This window comes from Blastococcus sp. TF02A-35, from assembly GCF_004571075.1.
In the GTDB taxonomy this organism is placed as follows: Bacteria; Actinomycetota; Actinomycetes; order Mycobacteriales; family Geodermatophilaceae; genus Blastococcus.
Genome location: NZ_SPQP01000008.1, coordinates 124,754 through 134,297, shown reverse-complemented (window position 1 = coordinate 134,297; position 9,544 = coordinate 124,754). Strand labels below are relative to the sequence as shown.

General features: G+C 76.3%; 10 protein-coding genes and 1 riboswitch. Of the genes, 5 read left to right on the top strand and 5 right to left on the bottom strand.

Features of this window, described 5'->3' with window-relative positions:
- Window positions 1-316: 316 nt before the first annotated feature.
- Both E4P43_RS06185 and sigE read right to left on the bottom strand, forming a co-directional pair.
- A complete protein-coding gene (locus E4P43_RS06185; protein WP_135144531.1) occupies window positions 317-883 on the bottom strand; it encodes an anti-sigma factor in 567 nt (188 codons plus the stop codon).
- Entirely contained in the window at window positions 880-1,470 is a 591-nt protein-coding gene (gene sigE / locus E4P43_RS06180) for an RNA polymerase sigma factor SigE (RefSeq protein ID WP_135144530.1), read from the bottom strand. Before sigE ends, E4P43_RS06185 begins: the two co-directional genes overlap by 4 nt.
- Window positions 1,471-1,670: 200 nt before the next feature.
- Here sigE and E4P43_RS06175 point away from each other — a divergent pair, with 200 nt between their 5' ends.
- Window positions 1,671-2,330 carry a class I SAM-dependent methyltransferase gene (locus E4P43_RS06175; RefSeq protein ID WP_167759082.1) on the top strand — a complete coding sequence of 220 codons (660 nt, stop codon included), beginning with the start codon at window positions 1,671-1,673 and terminating at the stop codon, window positions 2,328-2,330.
- Window positions 2,331-2,335: 5 nt separating this feature from the next.
- On the opposite strand, the gene glgC is transcribed toward E4P43_RS06175, so the two are convergent.
- Complete coding sequence (gene glgC, locus E4P43_RS06170) at window positions 2,336-3,556, bottom strand: glucose-1-phosphate adenylyltransferase (RefSeq protein ID WP_135144528.1); 1,221 nt, start codon at window positions 3,554-3,556, stop codon at window positions 2,336-2,338.
- A 196-nt stretch (window positions 3,557-3,752) separates the two neighbouring features.
- On the opposite strand from glgC, the gene glgA reads away from it, so the two are divergent.
- The 4 genes from glgA to E4P43_RS06150 all read left to right on the top strand — a co-directional run bounded on the left by glgA (window position 3,753) and on the right by E4P43_RS06150 (window position 8,064).
- Window positions 3,753-4,925: a glycogen synthase gene (gene glgA, locus E4P43_RS06165; RefSeq protein WP_135144527.1), complete on the top strand. Its 1,173-nt coding sequence runs from the start codon at window positions 3,753-3,755 to the stop codon at window positions 4,923-4,925.
- 20 nt (window positions 4,926-4,945) lie between these two features.
- Window positions 4,946-5,081, top strand: a riboswitch (cobalamin riboswitch).
- Window positions 5,082-5,160: 79 nt separating this feature from the next.
- A complete protein-coding gene (locus tag E4P43_RS06160) occupies window positions 5,161-6,135 on the top strand; it encodes an ABC transporter substrate-binding protein (protein WP_245158958.1) in 975 nt (324 codons plus the stop codon).
- Window positions 6,136-6,157: 22 nt separating this feature from the next.
- The gene (locus E4P43_RS06155; RefSeq protein WP_135144525.1) at window positions 6,158-7,258 is read left to right on the top strand and encodes an iron ABC transporter permease; all 1,101 of its coding nucleotides are present in this window, start codon (window positions 6,158-6,160) and stop codon (window positions 7,256-7,258) included.
- Window positions 7,255-8,064 (top strand): ABC transporter ATP-binding protein, encoded by an 810-nt coding sequence (locus tag E4P43_RS06150; protein WP_135144524.1) that lies wholly within the window; start codon window positions 7,255-7,257, stop codon window positions 8,062-8,064. Before E4P43_RS06155 ends, E4P43_RS06150 begins: the two co-directional genes overlap by 4 nt.
- Window positions 8,065-8,070: 6 nt before the next feature.
- Here E4P43_RS06150 and E4P43_RS06145 read toward each other — a convergent pair whose 3' ends face one another.
- Together E4P43_RS06145 and E4P43_RS06140 are read right to left on the bottom strand one after the other, a co-directional pair.
- Window positions 8,071-8,919 (bottom strand): biotin-dependent carboxyltransferase family protein, encoded by an 849-nt coding sequence (locus tag E4P43_RS06145; RefSeq protein WP_135144523.1) that lies wholly within the window; start codon window positions 8,917-8,919, stop codon window positions 8,071-8,073.
- The gene (locus tag E4P43_RS06140) at window positions 8,916-9,533 is read right to left on the bottom strand and encodes an allophanate hydrolase subunit 1 (RefSeq protein WP_245158957.1); all 618 of its coding nucleotides are present in this window, start codon (window positions 9,531-9,533) and stop codon (window positions 8,916-8,918) included. The genes E4P43_RS06145 and E4P43_RS06140 overlap by 4 nt, the downstream gene beginning before the upstream one ends.
- Window positions 9,534-9,544: the final 11 nt, after the last annotated feature.

Below are 9,544 nucleotides of genomic sequence, written 5' to 3'. Positions count from 1 at the left end.
ACACGTAGACTTCCGGCCCGTGAAGCTCCGCCTGCCCGGCCGCCGCGACCCCGACCAGACGCCCGCCGCCCCCTCCGGCGACACGGGCGAGCTGACCGAGCAGCTGGTCAAGGCCGGCGGCAAGGGGGCCGGTCACCGGCGAAGCCGCCCTCGACGGCCGCCGGGCGGCCGAAGGCGCCGGCCTGCGCGGGCGAGGGCTGCTGCGGCGCCGCCGGGCGGGGCTGGAGCCGCTGGGCCGTGGTCTCGTCGAACGAGCCGGTCTGCCCGGTCGGACGCGTGAAGACGGCGGGGTCCGGCCCCGAGGGCCCGGGAGTGCTCAGGGGGTGCCGCCCGGTGCGCCGTTGGTGCCCACGGTGACGGTGCGCAGGACCGGCGGGGCGACCTCGGTGTGCTGCTCGGCGCGGCCGCTGTCGGCCACCGGGCCACCCGGCAGGCGGGCGCCGTCCCCGGGGAGGGTCAGCACGAGCACGGTGACGCCCGCGCCCAGCCCGACGAGCGTGCCGGCGACGCCGCGGCGCAGCCAGCGCGCGCTCGAGTGGTCGCGGTTGTGCGGCGCGCCGCCGGTGAGGTCGACCGACCACGAGCCGGTCCCGCCGGTGAGCGTCAGCTCCCCCGGCCCGGCGCTCATGGGGCCCGACCCGGCGCCGGGGACGTCCGCGGTGAACGGGATCGCGCACAGCCGGGACATGAGGTCGCCGGGGACCGCGACGTCGGCCGAGCCGTGCAGCGCCTCCTTCGCCTCGCGCTGGGCCTCCACGGCCATCCGGCACTGCGCGCACCCGGCGAGGTGCCGTGCCGCCCGGCCCGCGGGGCCGGCGGTCAGCTCGCCGTCGACGAGCGCGGCGATCGCCTCCTGCGCCAGGTGGCTCTCCGGGATGTTCATGCCCCGACCTCCCCCGGGACGACGGGCCGGCGCGGGGCGAGGTGCGCCAGCGCCTGCCGCAGCTGGACGCGGCCGCGGTGGATGCGGCTGCGGACGGTGCCGAGCTTGATCCCCAGGGTCGCGGCGATCTCCTCGTAGGTGAGGCCCTCGATGTCGCAGAGGACGACGGCCACGCGGAACTCGGGCGGCAGCGCGTCGAGCGCGGCCTGCACCTGGGGGTCGAGGTGGGTGTCGGCGTAGACCTGCTCGGGGCTGGGCGCCCGGCCGGGCAGCCGCTCGGTGTCCTCGGGCAGGGCGTCGAACCGGATCCGCTGCCGACGGCGGACCATGTCGAGGAACAGGTTCGTGGTGATGCGGTGCAGCCAGCCCTCGAACGTGCCGGGCGAGTAGTCCGCCAGCGAGCGGAAGACCCGGACGAAGGTCTCCTGGGTCAGGTCCTCGGCGTCCTGCGCGTTCCCCGACAGCCGGTAGGCCAGCCGGTAGACGCGGGCGGAGTGGTCGCGCACGACCTGGTCCCAGGTGGGCGCCACCCAGGCGTCGGAGGTCGCCGCGGGAGCGGGCGACTGCGCTGGCGTGGCCTCGGGCACGCCACCAGGATCGCAGACGGGGGCCGTCGCGACCTCCGCTGCACCGGAGTTTCGGGCGGGCATGGCTCGCTTCACGCGCACGTCCTGCTCAACGGGCGGGGGACACAGCGGTGTTCCCGTGCACCGCTGCTCACAGCAGACCCACAGGTAGGGCTGCCGCACGCGGGTCCCGGCGCCCCGGCCACTACCCTCGGCCGGTGATGAGCGCCGAGGAACCGCCGCCCGGGAGCGGCACCGATCCGGGCGCCGCCTACGCCGACCGCTTCGCCGCGGAGAGCCCGGAGATGGCCTCGGCCCGGCACCGGGCGCACTTCCTGTCCGGGACGCCGCCGGTGGAGCCGGCCGTCGGTGCGACCCTCGCCGTCCTGGCCGCCACCGCGGGCGCCCGTTCGGTGGTCTCGATCGGCAGCGGCGGTGGGCTGGCCGCCCTCTGGCTGCTGCGCGGCATGCGCCCCGACGGCGTGCTCACCGCGCTCGACGGCGACCCGGAGCAGCTGGGTGCCGCCCGCAAGGCGCTGGCGGAGGCCAAGGTGCCGGCGAGCCGGGCCCGGCTCATCTTCGGCACACCGGGTGAGGTCATCCCCCGGCTGTCGCCCGGCGCGTACGACCTGGTCTGCTGCGCGGGCCCGCCCCGCGACTACAGCGAGCACCTGCCGGCCCTCCTGGGCCTGGTGCGGCTGGGCGGGTCGCTCACCTGCCACGGGGTGCTCGCCGGCGGCCGCGTCGCGGACCGCACCGCGCGCGACCCGCAGTCGGTCGCGTGGCGGGAGATCGCGCGCACGGTGCGGGACGACGAGACGCTGCTGCCCGCCGTCCTGCCGATCGGCACCGGCCTGCTGGTCGCGACCAGGCGCCGGTAGCCGCCCTACGCGAATGCGCGGGCGCCCTTGCCGAGGACGGTCACCCCGCCGGCGCTGACGTGGTACCGCTGGCGGTCCACCTCCGGGTCCAGCCCGATCCGCGCGCCCGCCGGGACGATGACGTTCTTGTCCAGGATGGCGCGGCGGACGTGCGCGCCCTCGCCGATGTAGACGCCGTCCATGATCACGCTGTCCTCGACGCGGGCCCCGCGCTCCACGCGCACCCCGGGCGAGACGACGGAGTTGTGCACCGAGCCGCCGCCGATGATCGCGCCGGCGCTGACCATCGACTCCTCGGCCCGGCCGCCGAGCACGAACTTCGCCGGCGGCAGCTGCGGCGGGAGGGTGTAGATCGGCCAGCGGTCGTTGTAGAGGTTGAAGACCGGCGACACCGACACGAGGTCCATGTGCGCGTCGTAGTAGGAGTCGATCGTCCCCACGTCGCGCCAGTAGCCGTGGTCGCGCTCGGTCGCACCCGGCACCACGTTGGTGGAGAAGTCGTACACCCACGCCTCACCGGCGGCGGCCAGCATCGGCATGATCGAGCCGCCCATGTCGTGCTCGGAGGTGGCGTCCTCGGCGTCGGTCCGCAGCGCCTCGAGCAGGGCGTCGGTGGTGAACACGTAGTTGCCCATGGAGGCGAAGCTCTCCTCGGGCGAGTCCGGGAGGCCGGGCGGGTCGGCCGGCTTCTCCAGGAACCCGCGCACGCGGCCCTCGGCGTCGGCGTCGATGACGCCGAAGCCGGTCGCCTCGCGCCGCGGCACGCGCAGGCCGGCGATGGTCACGCCCGCACCGGTGCGCAGGTGCTGGTCGATCATCTGCGCCGGGTCCATGCGGTAGACGTGGTCGGCGCCGAAGACGACGACGATCTCCGGCCGCTCGTCGTAGATCAGGTTCAGGCTCTGGAAGATCGCGTCGGCGCTGCCGGTGTACCAGCGCGGGCCAAGCCGCTGCTGCGCCGGGACCGGGGTGATGTAGTTGCCGAGCAGCTGGGACATCCGCCAGGTGGTGGTGATGTGCCGGTCGAGGCTGTGGCTCTTGTACTGCGTGAGGACGGCGATCTGCCGGATGTCGGCGTTCACCAGGTTGGACAGCACGAAGTCGATGAGCCGGTAGTTGCCGCCGAAGGGCACCGCCGGCTTCGCACGGTCGGCGGTCAGCGGCGCCAGCCGCTTGCCCTCGCCACCGGCGAGCACGATGCCGAGAACCCGAGGACCGCCACGCATGTCGGAAAGGTAGCCGCTGACCGGCGCGGACGACGCACCGAACCCCGCAACCCCACCCTTCGGGGCAGGCGACGGCCTGGAACGGCCCCCTCGCAGGGACCCGTGCGAGCAGGTGACGGACTGGAACGGCCCCGTCCAGAGGCTCTCCCCGAGCCTGCGAGGGGTGAGAGGGACGGGGTCCTTCTAGGGTGACGGCGTGCGCATCGGGATCGTGACGCGGGAGTGGCCACCGGCGGTCTACGGCGGTGCGGGGGTGCACGTCGAGCACCTGGTCGCGGCGCTGCGCTCCCTGCCGGCCGGCCCGGAGCTCGACGTCCACTGCTTCGGCGACCCGCGGGGCGACGCCACCGGCCACCCGGTGCCCGAGGGGCTGCGCGAGGCGAACGGCGCTCTCCAGGCGTGGGGCACCGACGTCGGCATCGCGGCCGCGCTCGCCGGGGTCGACCTGGTGCACAGCCACACCTGGTACGCCAACGGCGCCGGGATGCTGGCCTCGCTGGTGCACGGCATCCCGCACGTCATCACGGCCCACTCGCTGGAGCCGCGGCGCCCGTGGAAGGCCGAGCAGCTCGGCGGCGGCTACCGGCTGTCCTCCTGGACCGAGCGCACGGCCTACCTGGCCGCCGACGCCGTCGTCGCGGTGAGCGCCGGCATGCGCGACGACGTCCTGGCCGTCTACCCCGAGCTGGACCCGGCCCGGGTGCACGTGGTGCACAACGGGGTGGACGCCGAGGCCTACCGGCCGGTGCACGCGCCGGACGTCGTCCGCGGCCTGGGCGTGGACCCCGACCGCCCGTACGCGCTGTTCGTCGGCCGGATCACGCGGCAGAAGGGTCTGGTCCACCTGCTGGCCGCCGCCGAGCAGCTGCCCGCGGACGTCGGGCTGGTGCTGTGCGCCGGCGCCGCGGACACCCCCGCCGAGCGCCAGCAGGTCGCCGACGCGGTCGCCGCCCTGCAGGCGCGGCGCGAGGGCGTGGTCTGGATCGAGGCGATGCTGCCCCGCGAGCAGCTGGTCCCGCTGATCACCGGCGCGACGGTGTTCGTCTGCCCCTCGGTCTACGAGCCGCTCGGGATCGTGAACCTGGAGGCCGCGGCGTGCGGCACCGCCGTCGTCGCCAGCGCCGTCGGTGGCATCCCGGAGGTCGTGGCCGACGGCCGCACCGGGCTGCTCGTCCCCTACGACGAGGCGGACCCGCAGGGGTTCGCCACCGGGCTGGCCGCCCGGATGACCGAGCTGCTGGCCGACCCGCAGCGGGCCGCCGCCATGGGTGCCGCCGGGCGCGAGCGGGTGCTGTCGGAGTTCGGCTGGGCCGCCATCGCGCAGCGGACGACGGAGGTCTACTCCGCCGTGCTGGCCGCCGCGACCTGACCGTCCGCTGGTAGATTCGCGCCGCCGACCCCTGGGTCGGTGCCGTAGCGGCAGCGAAGTCCGGTGCAATCCCGGCGCTGTCCCGCAACTGTGATGGCCCTCGGTCCTGCTGGACCCCACGGCCCTAGCCAGATCGCCTGCTCTGCGGCATGTCACCGACCCTCGCGGTAAGGGTTGCGCATCCTGCCGTCGGCAGCCCATGAGCGACGCTCGCCGCCTCCGCTGGAGGCTCCTCTTGCCCCGTTCCCTCTCCCGGCCGCGGACGACCACCCCGGGCCCGCGCCGGGCGACCGCCGCTGCCCCGCTCGCCCTCCTGGCCGCCCTGCTGCTGGCGGTGACCGCCTGCGGTGGCGGCGACACCGGCTCGGAGGGCGCGGCCGAGTCCTCCGGCTCCGGCGCCTTCCCGGTCACGGTGACCGGCTCGAACGGCGAGGTCACGCTCGAGGAGCAGCCGGGGTCCATCGTCTCGCTGTCCCCCACCGCGACGGAGATGCTGTTCGCGATCGGCGCCGGCGACCAGGTGGTGGCCGTCGACGACTACTCCACCTTCCCGGCCGACGCCCCGGTCACCGACCTGTCGGGCTTCACCCCGAACGCCGAGGCGATCGCCGGGTACGAGCCGGACCTGGTGGTGCTCAGCAACGACCAGAACGGGATCGTCGACGCGCTCGCCGAGCTGGCGGTGCCCACGCTGCTGCTCGAGGCCGCGGGCAGCGTGGAGGACACCTACGCCCAGCTCGAGACCCTCGGTGAGGCCACGGGCCACGCCGACGAGGCCGCTGACGTGGCGGCCGACGTCCAGGAGCGCATCGCCGCCGCCGTCGCCTCCGTGCCGGACGGCGTGGAGGGCATGTCCGTCTACCACGAGCTCGGCCCGGAGCTGTACTCCGTGGACAGCAGCACGTTCGTGGGCAGCATTTACGCGATGTTCGGGCTGGAGAACATCGCCGACGGTCCCGGCGAGGCGGCCGGCGGGTACCCGCAGCTGTCGCCCGAGTACGTCGTCGGGGCGGCCCCGGACCTGGTCGTGCTGGCCGACACGAAGTGCTGCGGCGAGTCCGCGGCGACCCTCGCCCAGCGGCCGGCCTTCGACACCGTCCCGGCCGTCGTGGAGGGCCGCGTCCTGGAGGCCGACGACGACATCGCCTCGCGCTGGGGCCCGCGGATCGCGGACTTCGCCGAGTCCGTCGCCGAGGCCCTCCAGGGCTGAGCGAGCGGCGAGGACTCCTCCGATGACGGCGACGGCGGGCAGCGGCACGCGCTCCCAGCCCGGGGGCCCGGCGCCGGCGACCCCTCGCGGGCGCCGCCGGCCGGGGCTGGTGCTGGCCGGCAGCGGGGTCGCGCTCCTGCTCGCCCTGCTGGTGGGCGTCTGGGTGGGCGCCCTGCCGCTGGCTCCCGGCGCCGTCGTCGCGACCCTGCTCGACCACCTGCTGGGGCCGCTGGGCATCGACGTGCCCGGCGGCCTCAGCGGGACCGAGGAGGCGGTGCTGCTCAAGCTGCGCCTCCCCCGCGTACTGCTCGCCGCCCTCGTGGGCGCGGCCCTCGCCGTCGCCGGCGCGGCCTACCAGGGCGTCTTCCGCAACCCGCTGGCCGACCCCTACCTGCTCGGGGCCGCCGCCGGCGCCGGGCTGGGCGCCACCCTGGTCATCGCCTACTCCCCCGTCCAGTCGCTGGGCCCGGTCGGCATCGTGCCGCTGGCCGCGTTCGCCGGTGCGCTCCTGGGCGTGGGGTCCGCCCTGCTGCTCGGCGCCGTCACCGGCGGCTCGCACGGCCCGACCCTGCTGCTGGCCGGCATCGCGGTGGCGGCCTTCCTGTCCGCGGGCCAGACGCTGGTCCAGCAGAAGAACACCGACGACCTGCGCGAGATCTACGGCTGGCTGCTCGGGCAGCTCGGCAAGGCGCAGTGGTCCGACGTCCTCGTGGTCCTGCCCTACCTCGGCGTCTCGTGCCTGGTCCTCCTGCTCTGCGGCCGCGCGCTGGACGTTCTCGCGGTGGGCGACGACGAGGCCTCGTCGCTGGGGGTGCACCCGGGCCGGCTGCGGCTGCTGGTCATCGTCGCCGCCTCGCTGGCCACCGCCTCGGCGGTCGCGGTCAGCGGCCTCATCGGGTTCGTCGGCCTGGTGGTCCCGCACATCGCCCGCCGCTTCGTCGGCGGCTCGAACGCCCGGCTGCTGCCGGTGTCGCTGCTGGTCGGCGGGGCCTTCCTCGTCCTGACCGACGTCGTCGCCCGCGTGGTGGTCGCTCCGGCGGAACTGCCGATCGGCGTGGTCACCGCCTTCATCGGGGCACCCTTCTTCGCCGGCCTCCTGTGGTTCGGGGCGAGGCGGCGATGAGCGCGCAGACGCCACCGGAGGGCACGACCGGCGCGCGGGTCGAGGTGGTCGGCCTCTCGGCCGGCTACGGCCGCAGGCAGGTTCTGGACTCCGTCCGGCTGACCGTCGGGCCCGGCGGCTGGCTCGCGGTCATCGGCCCCAACGGGTCGGGCAAGTCGACCCTGCTGCGGTCGGTGCTGGGCTTCCACCGGCACGAGGGCCAGGTGCGCGTCGACGGCGTGCCCACGAACGGCATGCCGCGCCGGGAGCGCGCCCGGGCCATGGCCTACGCGCCGCAGATCCCGGTCCTGCCCGAGGGCATCACGACCAGCGACTACGTGACCCTCGGCCGCACCCCGCACCGCCCGCTGCTGGCCGCCCCGCGGGGGGTGGACCGGCGGGTGGTCGCCGACGTCATGGAGCGCCTCGGGCTGGGCCCGATGGCGAAGCGCCCGCTCGCCACGCTCTCCGGCGGCGAGCAGCAGCGGGCCGTCCTCGCCCGGGCGCTCGCCCAGCAGCCGCGGGTCCTGCTGCTCGACGAGCCGACGGCGTCGCTGGACCTCGGGCACGCCCAGCAGGTGCTGGACCTGGTGGACCTCCTCCGCCGGCAGGACGGGCTGACCGTCGTCAGCACGCTGCACGACCTCACGCTCGCCGGCCAGTACGCCGACCGGCTCGCCCTGCTCTCCGGCGGCCGCGTGGTGGCGGAGGGCACCCCCGCCGAGGTGCTCACCGCCGAGGCGCTGAGCGCGCACTACGGCGCCCGCGCCCAGGTGGTCGCCGGCCCCGGGGGCCCCGCGGTGCTGCCGGTCCGCTCGGTCGGCTGAGCCGGCTCAGGCCGGGCGGAACCGCAGCACGTCGCCCGGCCGCAGCTGGGCGACCGCGGGCAGGTCGCGGGTGGCCACGACGGCGAGCACCGGGTAGCCGCCGGTGACGGGGTGGTCGGCGAGGAAGAGGACCGGGGCGCCGTCGGGCGGCACCTGCACCGCACCGGGCACCAGCCCCTCGCTCGGCAGTTCGCCCTCGCGCGCCCGCTGCAGCGCCGGTCCGCCCAGCCGCAGCCCGACCCGGTCGCTGGCCGTGCCCACGACCCACTCCGCCGTCACCAGCGCCCGCCACGCCTCGGGCGCCAGCCAGTCCCGCCGCGGCCCGGGCAGCACGCGCAGCACCGGGTCGGCGCGCGGTGGCGGGACCGGGGCGACGTCCACGACCGGCTGCTCCTCCCCCGGCCCGCCGACGGGCAGCAGGTCGCCGGCGCGCAGCGGTGCGGGCCCCAGACCCGAGAGGGTGTCGGTGCTGCGGGAGCCCAGCACCGGCGGGACGTCGATGCCGCCGCGCACCGCCAGGTAGCTGCGCAGCCCGACCGCGGGCGCGGCGAGGGCGAGCTCGGACCCGGCGCGGAGGGTGAACGGCGCGTTCCAGGGCGCGGCGCGGCCGTCCACCCGCGGCCCGGCCGGTGCCCCGGTGAGCGCGACCAGCAGCGTGCGCCGGGCACGCACCCGGAGGCCACCGGCCGTCGTCTCCAGGAGGGCGGCCCCGGGGTCGTTGCCGACCAGCCGGCCGGCCAGCGCGGCCGAGGCGCGGTCGGCGGCACCGGACCGGGTCACGCCGATCCCCGCCCAGCCCGGCCGGCCGCGGTCCTGCACGGTCGTGAGCGGCCCGGGGGCCAGCACCTCGATCACCCGCCCACCGCCCGCAGCCGGACGGCGGTCCCCGGGGAGAGCAGCGCCGGTGGGTCCCGGTCGACGTCGAAGAGCACCAGGTCGGTCCGGCCGACCAGCTGCCACCCACCCGGGGACGCCCGCGGGTAGATGCCGGCGTACGGCCCGGCCAGACCGACGGCGCCGGCGGGCACCCGGGTGCGCGGCGTGGCGCGGCGCGGCACGTGCAGCTCCTCCGGCAGGCCGGTGAGGTAGCCGAAGCCCGGCGCGAACCCGCCGAAGGCGACCGTGAAGGAGGTGCCGACCAGGCCGGCCACCACGTCGGCCACCGGGCGTCCGGTCAGCTCCGCGACGTCGGCCAGGTCGGGGCCGTCGAAGACGACCGGCACCTCCACCAGGTCCCGCGCCGGCCCGTCCGACGGTGGCACCGGACGGAGCCGGCGCAGGGCGGCGAGATCGGACTCGTCCGGCGACCGGTCCAGGACGACGAGCAGCGTGCGCGCGGCGGGGACGAGGTCGACCTGGCCGGGCAGCGGGCTGAGGGTGAGCGCGGCGTGCAGGCCCCGGACGACCGAGGGCCCGGCGTCGAGCAGGACCGCGCGGTCCCCGTAGGGGACGACCCGCTCGACCGGCACCCGCCCATGAT